The organism is Streptomyces sp. NPDC054866, assembly GCF_053610745.1.
The window spans coordinates 676,299-694,843 of the sequence record NZ_JBSGZA010000002.1 but is presented as its reverse complement, the minus strand read 5'-3'; the positions used below and the strand labels follow the sequence as shown (position 1 = coordinate 694,843).

At 73.0% G+C, this 18,545-nt stretch carries 13 protein-coding genes, 1 pseudogene and 1 riboswitch; of the genes and pseudogenes, 6 read left to right on the top strand and 8 right to left on the bottom strand.

All coding sequences use genetic code 11. The features are described from left to right. Positions 1–157 precede the first annotated feature (157 nt). The 6 genes from ACWGI2_RS11880 to ACWGI2_RS11855 form a co-directional block, all read right to left on the bottom strand. Positions 158–991, bottom strand: coding sequence for an ECF transporter S component (locus ACWGI2_RS11880; RefSeq protein ID WP_453695077.1), 834 nt, complete (start codon positions 989–991; stop codon positions 158–160). After that, the gene (locus tag ACWGI2_RS11875; RefSeq protein WP_453695076.1) at positions 988–2,664 is read right to left on the bottom strand and encodes an ABC transporter ATP-binding protein; all 1,677 of its coding nucleotides are present in this window, start codon (positions 2,662–2,664) and stop codon (positions 988–990) included. The genes ACWGI2_RS11880 and ACWGI2_RS11875 overlap by 4 nt, the downstream gene beginning before the upstream one ends. Further along, entirely contained in the window at positions 2,661–4,100 is a 1,440-nt protein-coding gene (locus ACWGI2_RS11870; protein ID WP_453695075.1) for a CbiQ family ECF transporter T component, read from the bottom strand. Before ACWGI2_RS11870 ends, ACWGI2_RS11875 begins: the two co-directional genes overlap by 4 nt. Before the next feature lie 7 nt (positions 4,101–4,107). Beyond that, positions 4,108–4,779: an SCO2322 family protein gene (locus ACWGI2_RS11865; RefSeq protein WP_453695074.1), complete on the bottom strand. Its 672-nt coding sequence runs from the start codon at positions 4,777–4,779 to the stop codon at positions 4,108–4,110. Next, entirely contained in the window at positions 4,776–5,993 is a 1,218-nt protein-coding gene (locus tag ACWGI2_RS11860; protein WP_453695073.1) for a prenyltransferase/squalene oxidase repeat-containing protein, read from the bottom strand. The genes ACWGI2_RS11865 and ACWGI2_RS11860 overlap by 4 nt, the downstream gene beginning before the upstream one ends. A gap of 144 nt (positions 5,994–6,137) precedes the next feature. After that, a riboswitch (cobalamin riboswitch) is annotated at positions 6,138–6,208 on the bottom strand. Positions 6,209–6,289: 81 nt separating this feature from the next. Next, positions 6,290–7,339, bottom strand: coding sequence for an MBL fold metallo-hydrolase (locus ACWGI2_RS11855; protein WP_453695072.1), 1,050 nt, complete (start codon positions 7,337–7,339; stop codon positions 6,290–6,292). Between the two features lie 233 nt (positions 7,340–7,572). Here ACWGI2_RS11855 and ACWGI2_RS11850 point away from each other — a divergent pair, with 233 nt between their 5' ends. From ACWGI2_RS11850 to ACWGI2_RS11825, 6 genes and pseudogenes are all read left to right on the top strand, one after another. Then, a complete protein-coding gene (locus ACWGI2_RS11850; RefSeq protein WP_453395309.1) occupies positions 7,573–9,039 on the top strand; it encodes an aldehyde dehydrogenase in 1,467 nt (488 codons plus the stop codon). Then, positions 9,039–9,272 carry a ferredoxin gene (locus tag ACWGI2_RS11845; RefSeq protein WP_453395308.1) on the top strand — a complete coding sequence of 78 codons (234 nt, stop codon included), beginning with the start codon at positions 9,039–9,041 and terminating at the stop codon, positions 9,270–9,272. Before ACWGI2_RS11850 ends, ACWGI2_RS11845 begins: the two co-directional genes overlap by 1 nt. A 205-nt stretch (positions 9,273–9,477) precedes the next feature. After that, positions 9,478–12,129 carry a class III lanthionine synthetase LanKC gene (lanKC, locus tag ACWGI2_RS11840; RefSeq protein ID WP_453695071.1) on the top strand — a complete coding sequence of 884 codons (2,652 nt, stop codon included), beginning with the start codon at positions 9,478–9,480 and terminating at the stop codon, positions 12,127–12,129. A gap of 45 nt (positions 12,130–12,174) precedes the next feature. Further along, positions 12,175–12,300 (top strand): SapB/AmfS family lanthipeptide, encoded by a 126-nt coding sequence (locus ACWGI2_RS11835; protein WP_383271570.1) that lies wholly within the window; start codon positions 12,175–12,177, stop codon positions 12,298–12,300. Positions 12,301–13,081: 781 nt separating this feature from the next. Next, positions 13,082–14,812, top strand: coding sequence for an ABC transporter ATP-binding protein (locus tag ACWGI2_RS11830; RefSeq protein ID WP_453695070.1), 1,731 nt, complete (start codon positions 13,082–13,084; stop codon positions 14,810–14,812). Between the two features lie 20 nt (positions 14,813–14,832). Further along, positions 14,833–16,728, top strand: a pseudogene (locus ACWGI2_RS11825) (ATP-binding cassette domain-containing protein); the annotation flags it as partial. 285 nt (positions 16,729–17,013) lie between these two features. On the opposite strand, the gene ACWGI2_RS11820 reads toward ACWGI2_RS11825, so the two are convergent. Next, positions 17,014–17,622, bottom strand: a complete 609-nt coding sequence (locus ACWGI2_RS11820) for a LuxR C-terminal-related transcriptional regulator (protein WP_453695069.1) — start codon at positions 17,620–17,622, stop codon at positions 17,014–17,016. A 184-nt stretch (positions 17,623–17,806) separates the two neighbouring features. Next, positions 17,807–18,442 (bottom strand): TetR family transcriptional regulator, encoded by a 636-nt coding sequence (locus ACWGI2_RS11815; protein ID WP_453395305.1) that lies wholly within the window; start codon positions 18,440–18,442, stop codon positions 17,807–17,809. Positions 18,443–18,545: the final 103 nt, after the last annotated feature.

Below are 18,545 nucleotides of genomic sequence, written 5' to 3'. Positions count from 1 at the left end.
CCCGCGTGTGACGTGGCTCTCAATTCGCAGGTCAGGGCACGTTTTGACGCGTACGCGCCAGGGGGTCGTATCTACGGCCCGCCCTAGTAGAGGACCAAAGTACTGTGGGCCGCCTCACCGCGAAGGCCGCCCCGCGTGACGCAGAGCCAGCGCCCGCCTACGCCTTCGGCCCCTCGAATGTGACCTGGGCCTCGAAGGCGGCCCGGCGCGTGGCCCGGCGCAGCGCCTTCAGGACGGCCGGCCCGAGGGCGAGGCTCAGCAGGACGGTGACGACGGCGCGGGGCAGGTCCCAGCCGAGGGAGGTCGCCAGGCAGTACGCGATGAAGCGGCCGAGGTTGTCACCGACGGGATCGCCGGGCACGAAGGAGACGCCGGTCGCGAGGCCGCCGAGGTAGGGCCAGCCCTGCAGATTCATGACGGTGCCGTACAGGACGGACGAGACGGCCCCGTAGGCGGCGAGCAGCCACAGCTCGCGGCGCCCGCGGATGCTGTCGGGGCCCGGCAGCAGCCCCGCGCCCATGCAGACCCACCCCATGGACAGCATCTGGAACGGCATCCACGGACCGACGCCACCGGTGAGCAGCGCGGAGGCGAACATCGACACGGCACCGAGCACGAACCCGAACCCGGGTCCGAGCACGCGCCCGCTGAGCACCATGAGGAAGAACATCGGCTCGATCCCGGCCGTCCCCGCCCCCAGCGGTCGCAGCGCGGCACCGGCGGCGGCGAGCACCCCGAGCATCGCGATGGCCTTGGCGTCGAGCCCGACGTCCGCGATGGTCGCCACGACGACGGCGAGCAGCAGCGGAAGCAGGGCCGCGAACAGCCAGGGCGCGTCCTGGGCGTGCGCGCTGAGCCCCGACGTACCGCCCGCGATGAGCGGCCACCCGAAGGCCACGACGCCGACCGCGCTGACGAGCGCGAGGGCGCCGATGGAGCGCGGGCCGAGGCGGATGGGCCTGGCCTGGCGGACGACGGGGGCGCGGCTCACGCGGGCCCACCCCCGCCGTCCAGCGCGTGCCGTACCTCCGACACGGTCAGCCACTTCTGCGGGGCGAGGATCTTGGTGGTCTGCGGGGCGAAGGACGGCGACGAGACCACGATGTCCGGGGTCGGGCCGTCGGCGACGATCTCCCCGTCGGCGAGGATCGCCACCCGGTGGGCCAGTTCCGCCGCCAGTTCCACGTCGTGCGTGGCGAGGACGATCGCGTGGCCCTCGGCGGCCAGACCGCGCAGGAGCGTGACGAGGCGGGCCTTGGCCGCGTAGTCGAGGCCCCGGGTCGGCTCGTCGAGGAGGAGCAGTGGAGGGCGGGCCGTCAGGACGATCGCCAGGGCCAGGGTGAGGCGCTGGCCCTCGGAGAGGTCGCGGGGGTGCGTGTCGTCCGCGATGCCGGGGAGCAGCTCGGTGACCAGGGCTCGGCAGGTGCCCGGAGCGGCCGACGCGTCGTGGTCGGCCGCCGCGCACTCGGCGGCCACCGTGTCCGCGTAGAGGAGGTCCCGCGGCTCCTGGGGGACCAGACCCACGTGCCGGATCAGCTCGCGCGGGCCTGTGCGGTGCGGGGTCGCGCCGCCGACGCGTACCGAGCCCGACGCCGGTTCGAGCACGCCCACCAAGGTCGACAGGAGCGTGGACTTCCCGGCGCCGTTGCGGCCCATCAGGGCCACGGTCTCGCCCGCGGAGACGGTGAGGTCCACGCGGCGCAGGGCTTCCACCCGGCCCCGGCGCACGGCCAGACCGGAGACGCTCGCGGCGGGTGCCTCCGGGGCATCCGTCTTCTTCGTACGCCGGAAGAGGCTCGGCCGGCCCGCCGCCGGACGTACGGCCACGCCTTCCTCTCGGGGCTCGGCCCCGGCCAGGCGCTCCCGCAGCGCACCCGCCCTGCGTCGCGCGTCCCGCACCGTCAGCGGCAGCGGGGACCAGCCCGCGAGGCGGCCGAGGCCCACCACCGGCGGGTAGACCGGCGAGCGGGCCATCAGCTCGGCGGGATCCCCGAGCACGGGCGGCTCGCCCGGCGCCGCGAGCAGCAGCACCTGGTCCGCGTACTGGACGACCCGCTCCAGGCGGTGCTCGGCCATCAGGACCGTCGTGCCCAGGTCGTGCACGAGCCGCTGCAGTACGGCGAGCACCTCCTCGGCGGCGGCCGGGTCGAGCGCCGACGTCGGTTCGTCGAGGACGAGGACCTCGGGGTGCGGCGTGAGCACCGAGCCGATGGCGACGCGCTGCTGCTGGCCGCCGGAGAGCGTGGCGATGGGGCGGTCGCGCAGATCGGCGAGGCCGAGGAGGTCCAGGGTCTCCTCGACCCGGCGGCGCATCACGTCGGGCGCGATCCCGAGCGACTCCATCCCGTACGCCAGCTCGTCCTCGACCGTGTCCGTCACGAAGTGCGAGAGCGGATCCTGGCCCACCGTGCCGACGACGTCGGCGAGTTCACGCGGCTTGTGCGTACGGGTGTCGCGCCCCGCCACGGTGACGCGCCCCCGCAGCGTGCCCCCGGTGAAGTGCGGCACGAGCCCGCTCACCGTGCCGAGCAGCGTCGACTTGCCGACCCCGGAAGGCCCGACGAGGAGCACCAACTCGCCCTCGGGCACGGCGAGATCGACCCCGCGCACGGTGGGCCCGTCGACCCCTTCGTACGTCACGGAGACATCCTCGAAGCGGATCATGAGGGCTCCTCGGTGGGTACGGGGGCGTCGGACTCGGAGGGCGCGGCGGCGGACTCGGGAGGGGCGGGCGCCGGTCTCCCCGCGGAGGGGGTCGCCGGCTTGTCCACGTGTGCGGACGCCGAGTCCCCGGCAGGCGCGGGCGGCGGCCCAGCGGGCGCGGGGTCCGGCTCCCCTGCTGGCGCGGACGCCGGGCTTCCCGCTTCGGCGGATGCCGACTGCCTGGCCCGCGTCGGGGTCGGGTTTCCCGCTTCAGCGGATGCCGATTCCCTGGCCCGCGCCGGAGTCGGTTTCCCTGTCCGCTCAGGCGCCGCCTCCCCCGCGGGTACCGGCGCCACGAAAGCCGGCAGTAGCCCGACGAGCACGGCGGCCGCGGGCCACAGCGGCAGCGTCGGCGCCGTCAGGGGGACGACCCCGGGGTGCAGGGCGGACGCGTCGTACGTGGCGGCCCAGATCATCAGGCCCGCCACGGCGATCCCCGACCCGGCGACGAGCCACGCGCGCACGCCCCACGGGTCGGGGCGGTAGCGGGTGCGGACGGAGCGCCGGCCGCCGAGGCGCAGTCCCGCGAGGGCGGCGGCGAGACCGGCGGCCAGGACCGGCAGACCGTAGCCCGTGCCGTCCGCGGAGAGCAGGCCGTACGTACCCGCGCAGACGCCCATCAGGCCGCCGAGCGTCAGGAACGCCGTCGCCTTGCGCACCCCGGCGGGCACCGGCGCGCTGCGGCCGAACCCGCGCGCGTCCATCGCGGCGGCCAGAGCGACCGACCGCTCAAGGGCGCCCTCAAGAACAGGGAGCCCGACCTGGAGCAGTCCCCGGATGCCCTTGTCGGCGCGCCCACGAAGGCGCCGCGCGGCACGAAGTCGCTGCACATCCATGATCAGGTTCGGCGCGAACGTCATCGCCACGACGATGGCGACCCCCACCTCGTACAGCGCACCCGGCAGCGACTTGAGCAGCCGAGCCGGGCTCGCGAGGGCGTTGGCGGCGCCGACGCAGATGAGGAGCCCCGCGAGGCGCACCCCGTCGTAGAGCGCGAAGAGCAGCCCCTCGGCCGTCACCCGGCCCCCGATCCGCACACCCTTCGCCCAGTCGGGCAGCGGCACTTCGGGGAGCGTCACGATGACATGCGAACCGGGGATGGGGGAGCCGAGGACGACGGCGAAGACGAGCCGGATCGCAATCACGAAGAGGCCGAGCTTCACGAAGGCGCCGTACGACCGTGCCCACGGCGCCGACGTCCGGCGGGCAGCGACGACATAGCCCGCGACCCCGATCAGGAGACCGAGCAGCAGGGGGTTGGTGGTGCGGGACGCCGCGACGCCGAGCCCGAGCGCCCACACCCACCAGGCGCCCGGGTGCAGCGCGTTGCTCCGGTGCGCCTGGGGGGCCAGACGCCGTCGCAGCGCACCGGGAGCGGTGCTCGGGTGATCGGTCATCGTGCGGTCAGCCGCGTCGGCGGCGTGCCTGCCAGACGGCGGCGGCGCCGAGCAGGGCGATGGCGGCCACGCCCGCGATCAGACCGACGGAGGGACCACCGGAGTCGCCCTCACTGTCGCTCGCGGTCGGCTTCTTCTCCGTGTCCGTGGACTCTCCGTTGCCCGAGACCTGTTCCCCGCAGCCCGACTTCGGGTAGTTCGCGATGGCGCACAGGAGCGCGTTGCTGTCGTAGCGCAGGGGCTTGGCGACCGCGGCGAGCGCGTCCGCGCTCGTCGCGTCGTCCGCGACCTGCGCACAGGCGGTACGCGGCTTCGGCGGGGTCTCACCGCCGGGGGCGTCACCCGGCGTGCCGAAGTCGATGACCAGGGCGATCCGCTTGCGGTCGTCCTTGGCGGGGGTCTTGGCGCAGATCGTGTCGAAGTCCGCGGCGCCGCGCGGCTTCGCGGAGTCCTGCGAGTCGTCGGACACGGAGAACCGGAAGCCCTGGACGGCCCCGTCGTCGGGGCGGGCGGTGCTCGGCCCCTGGCTCGCGTACGCCCACGCGGAGCCGTCCCGGTCCCAGAAGGACCAGTAGCGGTAGCCGACGGCCTGGGCGGGGGCGGCGGCGAGGACACCGAACAGGGCGGCGAGGAGCGCCCCGGTCACCAGGCGTCCGCACCGCGCGCGACCCCGCGTCACAGCTGCTGCTTCTTCTTGTTGCCGCTGTAGAGGAAGCCGATGCCGATACCGGCGACCATGCCGACGCCGATGATCCACCAGATGCTCACGCCGCCGTCGTCGCTGTCCTTCTTCTCGTCGGCAGCCTGCTCGGTGGCTTGCGGCGCGGGGCCCTGAGCGTTGAGCTGCTTGACCAGGTCCGCGCCGCCGAAGTCGCGCGGGTCCATGCCGGAGGCGTGGGCGGCGAAGATCAGCTGGGCGTAGGCGGCGGGGCCGGACTTCTTGGCCCAGTCCGCCGAGTTCTTCGACAGCCACTGAGCCGACTTCTTGGCCTGCTCGGGCTGGCCGGCCGCGGCGAGCGCGAGCACGGAGTCGGCGGTGTTGCCCAGGTCGGGCATGTTCTTGGCGCCGGGCATCGACGACATCAGGTGGTCGTCGCCATCGGCGAGGGTCTTCAGGAGGTAGCCGGTGCCGTTCGCCGCGGCCTGCTCGGCGGTGTCCGCCTTCGCGCACTTGGGGGCGGCGGACTTCTTCTCGGCGGCGTCGACGACCAGGCCCTTGCCGTGGGCGCCGAGCACACCGGCCGCCGTGGCGTCCGCGTTCGGCGAGAGCTTGCCGGACTTGACGTCCGCGAGGCCGAAGGCGCCGCCGTCCTTGTCGCAGCTCATCGAGAGCGCGGGCAGCGCGTCGAGCGGCGACTTGCCGTCCTGCGACTTCACCGACCGCGGCTTCTCGCCCGCCGCGGCGAGCGCGCCGATCACGATGCCGGTGGAGTTGGCGTCGGAGTCCATGCCGGGGCTGTAGCCCCAGCCGCCGTCCTTGTTCTGCACCGACTTCAGCCAGCCGACGCTCTTGTCGACGGCCTTCTTCTGACCGCCGAGCGCGGCGAGCGCCTGCACGGCGGCTGCCGTCGCGTTGCTGTCGAACATCGTCTTGGAGTCGCACGGCTCGCCCGCGTCGGCGCGGTACGCGGCATAGCCGCCGCTCGCGCACTGCTGGCCAGTGAGCCAGTCGACGGACTTCGCGGCGGGCTTCACGCCGGCCGAATCCTGGGCGAGCAGGGCGTACGACTGCCGGAACACCCCGTCGAACTTGGGGTCGGCGTCGCCGTACAGGGCGGAGGGAAGAGCGGCGGAGGGCGACGGCTTCGCGGTCTCCGCAAAAGCGGCCGGGGCGGCGGCCGAACCGAACACGGCGACGGCGGCCAGGACCGCTGCGCTGCGGCGAACGTTCATGATGCGGCGGGTGCCTCTCCCTGCGGGGAGCGGGGCAGCACGGGCACGTAGCGGGCACGGGCTCCGGGCGGCTCCGGCTCCGTATACCTCGACGGTGCCGTTCATCGGGGGCCCCGATGAAGCGAGCCGGTCATGCTCCGTACCGGGCATTCCGGCTCACCGCTCAGGTGCGGTATACGGCTGCGGGTCAGCGCCGGATTCGCACCGGCTTCCCCCCGTACGGGCATGATGACGACGGGGGCCACTCTACCGGCCCGTAGGGAGAGTGCCCCGGGGCGCCCGCCCCCGGCCGCGGCTCACACCGCGCGGTACCGCACCGGATCGCTGCCCACCGCCTCCGCGCGCCCCAGCTTCACCAGGCGCCGCACATGGGCCTCCGCCTCGGAGACCGCGATGTTCCGCGAGCCGTAGCGGATCTCGGCCCAGGGGCGGTTCCACTCCATCTGCTCGGCGAGCTGCCAGGGTGTGAGGGGCTCGGCGAGGAGGGCGAGCAGGTCGGTGAGGCGCTCCTCGTGGTGGGCCAGGATCTCCCGCACGCGGGCCGGGGCGTCGGTGAACGCGTACTGGTGGGCCGGAAGGACCTCGGCGGGGCCGAGGCGGCCGACGCGCTCCAGGGAGTCGAGGTAGTCACCGAGGGGATCGGTGATCCTCTCGTCCTCGGGGTCCTCGTACAGGCCGATGTGCGGGGTGATCCCGGGGAGCAGATGGTCGCCGGAGAACAGACGCCCGTGGCCGGGCAGTCGCGCCGGGTGCTCCTCCTCCAGGTGCAGGCAGACGTGGCCCGGGGTGTGGCCGGGGGTCCAGATCGCGCGGAGCCTGCGCCCCGGCAGTCCGAGCAGCTCGCCCGGCGTGATGTCGCGGTCGGGGAGCGCGGCGGCGAGTCCTGGCAGCCGGGGCGTGCGGCCCGCGTCGCGAGCGGCGATGAGCGGGGCCATGTGCTCGGCGGGGGCGCCCGCGGCCGTCAGCTTCTCCACCATGTAGTCGAACCAGCGCGCGGGCGGTCCGGTCCGCGTGCGGCGTACGACCGACGCGTCCGCCTCGTGCATCGCGATCCACGCGCCCGATGCCTCGCGGACCTTGGCGGAGAGGCCGTGGTGGTCGGGGTGGTGGTGGGTGATGACGACGCCGTGCACCGCGTCGACGGAGGTGCCGCAGGCGGCGAGGCCGGAGGCGAGGGCGTCCCAGGACGTGGGGTCGTCCCACCCCGTGTCGATGAGGACCGGACCGCTGTCGGTGTCCAGGAGGTGCACGAGGGTGAAGCCCAGAGGGTTGTCGGGGATGGGGACCTTGATGCTCCATACGCCCCCGCCGTGCTCCGTCACCTGCGGATCGGTCACCTGCGTCATGGGGTGCCCTCATCTCTCCGTAACTAGAACTAGTTCCAATGATCGCCCAAGTCGACCGATTCGTCAGGGCACTTGGGCAGGCCGGTCGTAAGTGAGGCGCCGGTCACATTCTCCGCCCGGCTCCGCCGTGGACTCCTGGAACTAGAACTGGTATCAGTTCTGCATCAGTGAGTTCTGAAACTGTGTCAGAAAGCGTGCCGCACACGGCGGAATCCCGCAGGAGGCAGTCAGCCATGACCGAGCTCGTGGAACACGGACAGCTTTTCATCGGCGGGGAGCTGGTGGATCCCCTCGGCAAGGACGTCATCGAGGTGACCTCGCCGCACACCGGGCAGGTCTTCGCGCGGGTGCCGCACGCCGCGCCCGCCGATGTCGATCGGGCCGTCGCCACCGCGCGCAAGGCGTTCGACGAGGGCCCCTGGCCCCGGATGACGCTCGACGAGCGGATCGAGGTCGTCACCAGGATCAAGGACGCGTTCGCCGTACGGCACGAGGAGATCGCCCGCGTCATCAGCACCGAGAACGGCACCCCGTACACATCGAGCGTGATGGTCCAGGCCCTCGCCGCGATGATGGTCTGGGACTCGGCGCTCACCGTCGCGAAGAACTTCACGTACGAAGAGGCGCGCGACGGAGCCCTCGGCAAGATCCTCGTGCGCCGCGAGCCGGTCGGTGTCGTGGCGGCCGTGGTCCCGTGGAACGTCCCGCAGTTCACCGCCGCGGCCAAGCTCGCGCCCGCGCTGCTCGCCGGGTGCCCGGTGATCCTCAAGACCTCGCCCGAGACGCCGCTCGACGCGTACATACTCGCCGAGATCGCCACCGAGGCCGGGCTGCCGCAGGGCGTGCTCTCGATCATCTCCGCGGACCGCGAGGTGAGCGAGTACCTCGTCGGGCACCCCGGCATCGACAAGGTGTCCTTCACCGGTTCCGTCGGCGCGGGCAAGCGCGTCATGGAGGTCGCCGCCCGCAATCTCACGCGCGTGACCCTGGAGTTGGGCGGCAAGTCGGCCGCGGTGATCCTGCCGGACGCGGACGCGTCGGCGGCGGTCGCCGGCATCGTCCCCTTCGCCTGGATGATCAACGGCCAGGCGTGCGTGGCCCAGACCCGCATCCTCGTGCCGCACTCGCGCCACGACGAGTTCGCCGAGGCCTTCGCCGCCGCGGCCTCCGCGCTCAAGGTCGGCGACCCGCTGGACCCGGAGACCGAACTGGGCCCGCTGGTCGCCAAGCGCCAGCAGCAGCGCTCGCTCGACTACATCCGCATCGGCCAGGAGGAAGGCGCCAAGATCCTTACGGGCGGCGGGCGTCCGGCCGGACTGGACGAGGGCTGGTACGTCGAGCCGACACTCTTCGGCGGCGTGGACAACTCGATGCGCATCGCCCGCGAGGAGATCTTCGGCCCGGTCATCTGCCTCATCCCGTACGGCGATGAGAGCGAGGCCGTGAAGATCGCCAACGACTCGGACTACGGGCTCAGCGGCAGCGTGTGGACGGCGGACACGGAGCGCGGCATCGACATCGCGCGGCGGGTGCGCACCGGGACGTACTCGGTGAACACCTTCAGCCTCGACATGCTCGGTCCGTTCGGCGGCTACAAGAACTCCGGTCTCGGGCGGGAGTTCGGGCCCGAGGGGTACGGCGAGTACTTCGAGCACAAGATGATCCACCTCCCCGCGGGCTACGAAGGGGCGGGTGCCTGATGGGTGACCGCTGGCACGTCGAGGTGGACCGGTCGGTCTGCATCGGCTCCGGGATGTGCGTGATCACGGCGCCGGGCGGTTTCGCGCTCGACTCCGCCCGCCAGTCGCACCCCGCGGATCCCGAGACCGACGCCAACGAGAAGGTGCTCGAAGCGGCCGAGGGGTGCCCGGTCGAGGCGATCACGATCACGTTGTCCGAAAGTGGGGAGGTTGTGTTCCCGCCAGAGGACTGATCATGCCTGTTCCGCCGCGGAATTTACTTCCGTGACGGCGCCCGAGCCGATATGCGTACATCCTGTGCGCATTATGTGTGCTCGAAAGTGTGCGAACAGGACTTTACCCATGCGTTCCGCATAGCTGATCGATGACATCCGTGACTGTCCGTCCCCTTTGCGGCCTGGAACTGTTCAGACCCAGACCACTTGGGGAGGGGACGGCGTGGACAAGCGGTACGAGGTCTACTGTCTGGCCGACAGGTACTTCTACGAGACTCCGGACCGCTTGTCCGTGGGCGGAACCGCCCCTGAGTTCGCGACGGCGGGGCGCCCGGTCCCGCGGGGATGGCGGTCGGCCCGCGAGGGTGACTGGCTGACCTACGTCCCCCTCGACGAGGACGGGCACGCACGGCCCGCGCCCCAGCAGGGCTGGAAGATCCATGTGTCCGCCACGCTGCAGAACGCGGACCGCATCGCCGCCGCGGTCAGGGACTACTGCGTGCCGCGCGCCGTGCCCTTCAAGTTCATCGCGGGACGGCACCTGCTCCACCTGCGCAACAGCAAGTACGCGGGACGTGACGGCAGCGGCAAGTTCGCGACGATCTACCCGGCCGACGAGCAGCAACTGCACGTTGTCCTGCGGGAGTTGGGGCGGTCCCTCGAGGGATGCGAGGGGCCCTACATCCTCACCGACCTGCGCTGGCAGGAAGGGCCGCTGTACGTCAGATACGGCGCCTTCACGCGCCGCATGTGCGTCAACGAGCGCGGCAGCCTCGTGCCCGCGATCGAGGACGACCAGGGCCGCCTCGTCCCCGACTCGCGCGACCCGGCCTTCCGGGTGCCCGAGTGGGTGACGCTGCCGCCGTTCCTCGAATCCCAGCTCACGGCGCGTAACAACACGACGGTCACCGACCTGCCGTACCGCATGGAGAAGGCGCTGCACTTCTCCAACGGCGGCGGGGTCTATGTGGGCACCGACACCCGTGACGGCCACAAGGTCGTCCTGAAGGAGGGGCGGCCGTACGCGGGCCTGGCGTCGGACGGGGCCGACGCCGTGGCCCGCCTGGAGCGCGAGCGGGACGCGCTCCAGAAGCTCACGGGGCTCGGCGTCGCGCCCGAGGTACGCGACTGGTTCGAACTCGGCGGCCACCGCTTCCTCGTCATGGACTTCCTGGAGGGCAGCACCCTCAACTCCTTCTTCGCCGACCGGCATCCGCTGCTTGTCAGTGAGCCGGACGACGACGCGATCGCCGCGTACACGGCGTGGGCGCTGCGGATCCACCGGGCCGTCGAGGAGGCCGTCGCCGCCGTGCACGAGCGGGGTGTCGTCTTCAACGACCTCCACATGTTCAACATCATGGTCTCGCCCGACGAACAGTCCGTCTCCCTCCTCGACTTCGAGGCGGCGACGACGGTGGGCGAGGGCGGCCGGCAGGTTGTGGCCCACCCCGGATTCATCGCACCCGCGGACCGCGAGGGCGTGGACGTCGACCGCTACGCCCTCGCGTGTCTGCGGCTCGCCCTCTTCCTGCCGATCACGACACTCCTCGCCGTGGACCGGGGCAAGGCCGCACACCTCGCGACGGTGATCGCGTCCCAGTTCCCCGACGTACCGAAGGAGTTCCTCGACGGAGCCGTGGCGGAGATCGAGCGCGGCGGGCAGGAGCAGGCCGGTGCGAAGGGTGCCGCAAGGCTGACCTCGCAGGTGGCCTCGAAGGTGACCTCCGAGGTGGCCGCGCCGCTCGTCGACGTCGCCGACTGGCCGTACAGCCGGGACTCCATGGTCAAGGCCATCCTCGCCTCGGCCACCCCGGAGCGCGACGACCGGCTCTTCCCCGGCGACATCGCGCAGTTCACCGACGGCGGCGGGCTCGGTCTCGCGCACGGCGCGGCCGGAGTGCTGCTCGCCCTCGCCGAGAGCGGCGCCGAACGCTACGAGGAAGGCGAGCGCTGGCTCCTGAAGCACACCGAGCCCGCGCCGTCCGGCACGCCCCTCGGGCTCAACGACGGCCTCGCGGGCATCGCCCACGTACTCGACCGGCTCGGTCACCGCACCCGCGCGCTCGATCTGATGGAGCTCGTCCTCCGGGAGAACTGGCAGCGGCTCCCCTCCGACCTGCACGGCGGCCTCGCCGGACTCGGCCTCGCGCTCGACGCCATCGCGCACAGCACGGGCGAGGAGTCCTTCGCCCAACACGCGTTGCAGGCAGCCGAGGTGATCGGCGAGCGGCTCACCGCGGAGCCCCCTTCGAAGGGGCGGCCACGGGCCGGTCTGCTGCACGGCGCCACCGGGCCCGCGCTCCTCTTCCTGCGGCTGTACGAGAGGAACGGCGACCCGGCGCTTCTCGACCTGGCGGCGAAGGCCCTGCGGGCCGACCTCGCCCGGTGCGTGACGCGGCCCGACGGCAGCGTCGGCGTCGACGAGGGGTGGCGCACGATGCCCTACCTCGGTGACGGCAGCGTAGGCATCGGGATGGTCGTCGACGACTACCTCGCGCACCGGGAAGACGCCGGGTTCGAGGCGGTACGGCCGGGGATCCTGACCACCGCGCGCTCACGCTTCTGCGTGCAGCCGGGCCTGTTCCAGGGGCGGGCCGGACTGCTGCTGCACCTCAACCGCAGCACCGCGCCCGGCATCACGTCCGCGGACGTCGCCGCGCAGATCGAAGCACTCGGCTGGTTCGCGATGCCGTACGCCGGTCAACTCGCCTTCCCCGGCCACCAGATGCTGCGCCTCTCGATGGACCTGCACACCGGAACGGCGGGCTGTCTTCTCGCCCTCGCCGCCGCCCTGGGGGACGGCGGAGCACACGTCCCCTTCCTGCCGCCGCCGAGGCGGCCCCAGAGCCGGTCCCGCCACCCAGCGGGGTCGTGACACAACCCACAAGGACATCAACGTCCCCAAGTGAGAGGGAAGATCATGGCGCTTCTCGACCTGCAGAGCATGGAGTCCGACGAGATGACCGGTGGCGGCCACGGTGGCGGCGGCAGCAACGTGAGCCTGCTGCTGTGCTGGAGCGACGCGAGCGTGCTGCTCTGTCTGTGACGCAGACCCGTGCCTGAGCGGCACGGTTCATGAGGGACCGGGCGGCGCCTCTCCTCAGAGGCACCGCCCGGGTCCACCACGCCTGCCCGCGAAGGCCCCGGTCACGGTGCCCCGCGTAGGCCGACGGCCACGGACGCCGACGCCACGGGGGTCGACGTCACGGACACCGCGCGTCGACATCCGTCGCGGAGGCTCTGTCGTGGACGACCGGCGGCGGAAGCCCTGTCGCGGATGCCCGGTCACGGGTGGCCCGGCTCGGGTGGCCCGCCTCGGGCGACCGTTACGGGCTCCGCGTCGACAGCCGTTGCGGACGCCTTGTCACGGACGCCCGGTCACGGACGCCCCGTCACAGGCGGCCCGCCTCGGGCGACCGTCACGGACGCCGACCGTCCGGAGGGTCGACGTCACGGGCCCCCCCGCGTCGACATCCGTCGCGGAGGCTCTGTCGCGGACGACCGGCCACGGGTGGCCCGTCACGGGCGACCGTTACGGGACCCGCGTCGACAGCCGTTGCGGACGCCTTGTCGCGGACGTCCTGTCGCGGACGCCCGGCCACGGGTGGCTCGCCTCGGACGCCGACGCACGGACGCTGACGCACGGAGCCCCGCTGCGGACGCCCCGCGGCGGGTGCCCATCGCGGGCGCCCCGTCGTACAGCCGGCCCGGACAAGCGGCGGTCACAGGCGCCCAGCGTCGGGCATTCCGGCACAGGCACTGCCCCGCCAGGCCGCTCGGCCAGGCAACTCCGCCACGGATACGAGGACTGCGAGGACCCGGACCGCATGGCGATCACGATCGACCGGCCGCCCCATCAACCCGACCACGACGCGGGCCTGTTGAAGGACGCGACACGGTACAGTGCCGCCCGCTGCGTCGCCCTCGCGCTGTGCAGCGTCGCGGGGGCGGGTGCGAGCCTCTTCCTGCCGTTCGCCATCGGGCGCGCCCTTGACGCCGTCCTCGCGGGGCACGCGGCCGGGCACGTCGGCGCCGAAGCCACCCGCTGGATCCTCGTGTGCACCGCGCTCATCGCCGCGAGCGCGCTCCTCGACGCCTTCGACGGCGTCCTCACCGGAACCACCAACGCCCGCACCACGGCCTGGCTGCGCGGCCGTGTCGGACGCCACGTGCTGGGCGTCGGGCCACGCGCCACCGCCCGCTTCGCCCCCGGCGACCTGGTGGCCCGCCTCATCGACAACGCGGCACACGCGGGCGTCGCGCCCGCCACCCTCGCCGCGCTGCTCGCCGCCCTGGTCGCGCCCGTGGGCGCCGTGGTGGCCCTCGCCCTGATCGACGGCTGGCTGGCCGTCGTGTTCATCGCCGGGGCGCCCGTACTCGTCCTGCTCCTGCGGTGGTTCGTGCGCGTCTCGTCCGACTGCGTGGCGCGCTACCAGCAGGTCCAGGGCAACATCGCGGGTCGCCTCGGCGAGGCGATCGGCGGGGCACGGACCATCGCCGCCGCGCGCACCGAGGAAAAAGAGGCCAGGCGCGTCCTCGACGCGCTGCCCGAACTCTCCCGCCAGGGCCACCGGATGTGGCGCGTCCAGGGCCGCTCCCAGGCGCAGGCCGTAGCCGTCGCACCCCTTCTGCAGATCGGGGTCGTCGCGGTGGCCGGTCACCTGGTGGTCCAACAGCACATCAGTGTGGGTGAGTTGCTGGCCGCCTCCCGGTACGCGGTCCTCGCCACCGGGATCGGCATGCTCGTCGGACAACTGGGAGCGCTGGTGCGGGCCAGGGCCGCGGCGCGCCGCCTGGGGGAGGTGCTCGCGGAACCCGCCACCTCGTACGGGGCCTCCGAACTGCCCCCTGGGGACGGCCTGTTGGAGCTGCGCGGCGTCACCGTGATCCGCGGCGGTCGCACCGTGCTCGACGGCGTCGACCTGACCGTTCCCGCGGGCGGCACGCTCGCCGTGGTCGGGCGCTCCGGAGCGGGCAAGTCGCTGCTGGCGTCCGTCGCGGGCCGGCTCGCCGACCCCGACGAAGGGGACGTACGGCTCGACGGCGTCCCACTGCGTTCGCTCGCCCGCGAGGAGCTGCGGCGCGAGGTCGGCTACGCCTTCGAGCGGCCCGCGCTGCTCGGCACGACACTGGAGGACACGATCGGCTTCGGCGCCCCGCGCCCGGCGCCGCCCCGCATCCGCGAGGCGGCCCGCGCGGCTCACGCAGACCCCTTCATCACCCGGCTCCCCGACGGTTACACCACCGCCTGCGCGGACGCGCCCCTCTCCGGAGGCGAGGCCCAACGCCTAGGCCTGGCACGGGCGTTCGCGCGAGGAGGGCGGCTCCTGATCCTGGACGACGCGATGTCGAGCCTGGACACGGTGACCGAGCACCACATCGCCGAGGCCCTGCTCCACCACACCCCGCACCGCAGCCGCCTGATCATCGCCCACCGTGCGGCGACGGCGGCCCGCGCGGACGTGGTGGCGTGGTTGCACGACGGCCGGATTCGAGCGGTTGGGACGCATGCGGAGCTGTGGGAGCGGGCGGAGTACCGGGAGGTGTTCGGCACGTGAAGGAGTCTTCCGGCGCCCGGATGCCGCACGGCCCCTACCGCCGAGGCGTCCGCTTCCTGTGGCGCAGGTGGCCGGTGGTGCTGCGGCTCGCGCTCTGGTCCGTACTGGAGACCGGGCAGACCTTCCTCACCGGGTACGCCCTCGCGCGCGCCCTGGACGACGGGTTCCTCGCCGGGCGTGAGGCGGTGGGCCTCGGGTGGCTCGGCGCGGCCGGGCTCGGCGTGGTCGTGGCCGCGTACGGCACGGGGCGGGTGTACCGCGCGGTCGCCGATCTGGTGGAGCCGCTGCGGGACACCCTGGTGCGGCAGGTCGTCGACCGGGGGCTGCGGGACGCGGACGGCGGCTCCGTGTCCCGGCTCACCCAGCAGGTGGAGATCGCCAGGGACACCTTCGCCGGCCTTGTCCTGGTGTCCCGCTCCTTCGTCTTCACGGCGGTGGGCGCGCTGATCGGCCTGTTCTCGCTGGCTCCGCTCCTCCTCCTGGTGGTCGCGCCGCCGCTGCTCGCGGGGGTCGGCCTGTTCGTGGCGAGCCTGCGTCCGCTGGCGCGGCGCCAGGAGAGGTTCCTCGTCGCGGACGAGGGAATCGCGAGCCAACTGGGCGTGGTGGCCCCGGGGTTGCGGGACGTCACGGCCGCGGGCGCGGAGCGGGACGTGGCCGAGGACCTGGACCGGGGCATCGCCACGGAGTACGCGGCGGCCCGTGCCCTCGCCCACTGGGGCGTCCTGCGCACGGCGGCCCTGGCGACCGGCGGCCAACTCCCCCTGGTCCTGCTCCTCGTCACGGCACCCTGGCTCCTGAACCAGGGCGTCACACCGGGCGCCCTGGTAGGAGCGATCGCATACGTGACCCAGGCCCTGCTCCCGGCCCTGCACAACTTGATCCACGGCCTGGGCACAAGCGGCTCCCGCCTGGCCATAGTCCTACGCCGCCTGACAGGCCCAACGGCGCCGACGGCACCCCCTGGCGAGGCCTCTGCTCCCGGCGGGGCGCCCGCCTCCGCCGGGACGGCGGGGCCCGGTGGGGCGGCTCCTGGCGGGGCGCCTACCCCTGGCGGGCTGGGGGCGAGGGCTCGCGGCGGGGCGCCTACCCCTGGCGGATCGGCGGCTCCCGGTGGGGCGTTCGCCCGGGGTGGGACGCCTGCCCGTGGCGAGGGGCTGGCCCCTGGCGGGGTGTCTGCTCGTGACGAGGCACTCGCCCCTGGCGAGGCACCCACTCCGGGTGGGGTACCCACCGAGGCGCCTACCCCGGGCGGGGCGCCAGCCCGTGGCGGGGCGTCCGCTTCCGGCGGGGGATCCGCCCGCGGTGGGGCGCCTGCCCTAGGCGGGGCGTCTGCCCGTGGCGAGGCACTCACCCCCGGCGGTGCATCCACCCCCGGCGCGAAGGCCACCCCCGGCGGGATTCCCACCCCCGGCGAGGCACCCACCCCCAGCGGGTCCACCCCCGGCGAGGCCCCCGCCCCCAGCAGCGCAGACGTGCCTGGCGACGTGCCCGCCCTTCAGCTCTCCTCCGTCACCTTTGCCTACGGCCCCCTCGCCGAGCCCGTCGTGCGTGGGCTTTCGCTCAGTGTTCCGCGGGGTGGCCATCTTGCCGTTGTCGGGCCCAGTGGGATCGGGAAGTCCACCCTTGCGGGGCTTGTGGCCGGGCTGTTGGAGCCCGGTGGTGGGGTTGTCCGCGTGGGTGGGCGGGGCGTGCGGGGGCGAGAGGCCGTTGGGGGGCGGGTGTTGATACCGCAGGAGGCGTACGTCTTCAGCGGGACCGTGCGGCAGAACCTGGAGTATCTGCGGGCCGACGCCGTCAGCGACGCGGAGTTGCTGGCCGCCGCGCGGGCGGTCGGGCTCAGCGGGGTGATCGAGCAGCTCGGAGGGCTCGACGCCCCGGTCGACCCCGCCGCGCTCTCCGCGGGCGAGCGCCAGCTCATCGCGCTGACCCGCGCCTACGTCTCGTACGCGCCCCTCGCCCTGCTCGACGAGGCCACCTGCCACCTCGACCCGGTGGCGGAGGCCCGCGCCGAGCGGGCGTTCGCGGCGCGGCCCGGCGGCACCCTCGTGGTGATCGCCCACCGCATCAGCTCGGCCCGCCGCGCCGACCGGATCCTGGTGATGGACGGCACGCACACCCTGTGCGGCCGCCACGATGAGCTGCTCGAACGCTCCTCGCTCTACCGTGAGTTGAACGGCAACTGGGGGCCGGCGAACGTCACCTCACACCCAGCCCTCCCCGCGCGAGATCCGTATGGCGTCGATCCTGTTGCGGGCCCCGGTCTTCCGGGTGATCGCAGCCATGTAGTTGCGCACCGTCCCGTTGGTCAGGTGCAGGCGGTGCGCGATCTCGGCGACGGGCGCGCCACCGGCGGCCAGTGAGAGCACCAGTAACTCCCGGTGGGTCAGAGGCATCTGAGCCGCCTTCAGAAACCCGAACCCCAGCGATTCGTCCACGAACCGCTGCCCCGCCGCCACCTGCCTGATCCCGGCGAGCAGCCGGTCCGGCGGGCTCGCCTTGTCCACGAAGCCGAGGGCGCCTGCCTCCATGCAGCGGCGGAGCAGCCCCGGCCGGCTGCCGGACACCAGGACGAGGAGCGGGCAGCCGAGGCCGCCGTTCACGGGATGGGACTGCTCCCCGAACTCGGCGGAGGCGTACGCCGTATCGCCGTCGGGGTCGACCACGCAGACATCGGGACGCACCGCACCCACACGGTCGCGGGCGTCGTGCCACGGTGCATGGAACACCTCCAGGTCCGGCTCACGGGCGAGGCGTTCCGCCAGAGCCGATCGCAGCAGACAGGCGTCGTGCACCAGAAGTGCCCGGATCACGTTTCGCTCCTCGAGGTTCCCGCTGTCGGTCCCGGTTGCTTCATTCAGCACGTAGACCATTCATAGCGGCGCCGACCGCTCGTACGGCCGCGAGATCTGGCCAAGCGGGACCAGGAGAGGCTCAGGGGCGCAATTGCCGGGCGAGCGTGCGCCCCCCGTGCACCGATTCAGGGGTTGCGGACGGTTACGCGGTCTCGGGGGACGTCAGGTCGATCAGGCGGCACACCATCTCGATGTCGATCTTGACCTGCGCGATCGACGCCCGCCCCGAGAGCCAGGTGATCAGCGCCGAGTGCCAGGTGTGCTCGATGACCCGGACCGCCGAGAGCTGCTCGGGGGTCGGCGCGTCCTCCAGGCCCATCGCGTCCAGGATGATCGCCGTGGTCAGCCGCGAGACCGTGTCCACCTCGGGGCTCACGGAGCGGTCGGCGAAGGTCAGCGCCCTGACCATCGCGTCCGCCAGATGCGGCTCACGTTGCAGGGCACGGAAGGCCCGCATCAGCGTCTCGGCCACCCGGTCGGCGGGCGTGTCACCCGCGGGCGGGCGCTTACGGATCGTGGTGTGCATGTGCTGCAGCTGGTCCTGCATGGTGGCGACCAGGAGATGCACCTTGGAGGGGAAGTAGCGGTACAGCGTGCCGAGGGCGACGCTCGACGACTCGGCGACCTCCCGCATCTGCACCGCGTCGAACCCGCCCCTGCTCGCGAGTTGAGCGCTGGCGTGCAGGATGCGGCGGCGGCGCGCCTCCTGCCGCTCGGTCAGGGGCGGCGACGCCGGATCAGCTGCTGCGACTTCCGCTGCCTTGGCTTCCGCTGTCATATGTCCCGTTGTTCCGTCGTCCCGGTCCGGTGATGTGGTGGGGATGTGGTGGGCCAGCATGGCAGGGCGCCTGCCGTGGCGCGAATCACCTGATCCGGGCCTT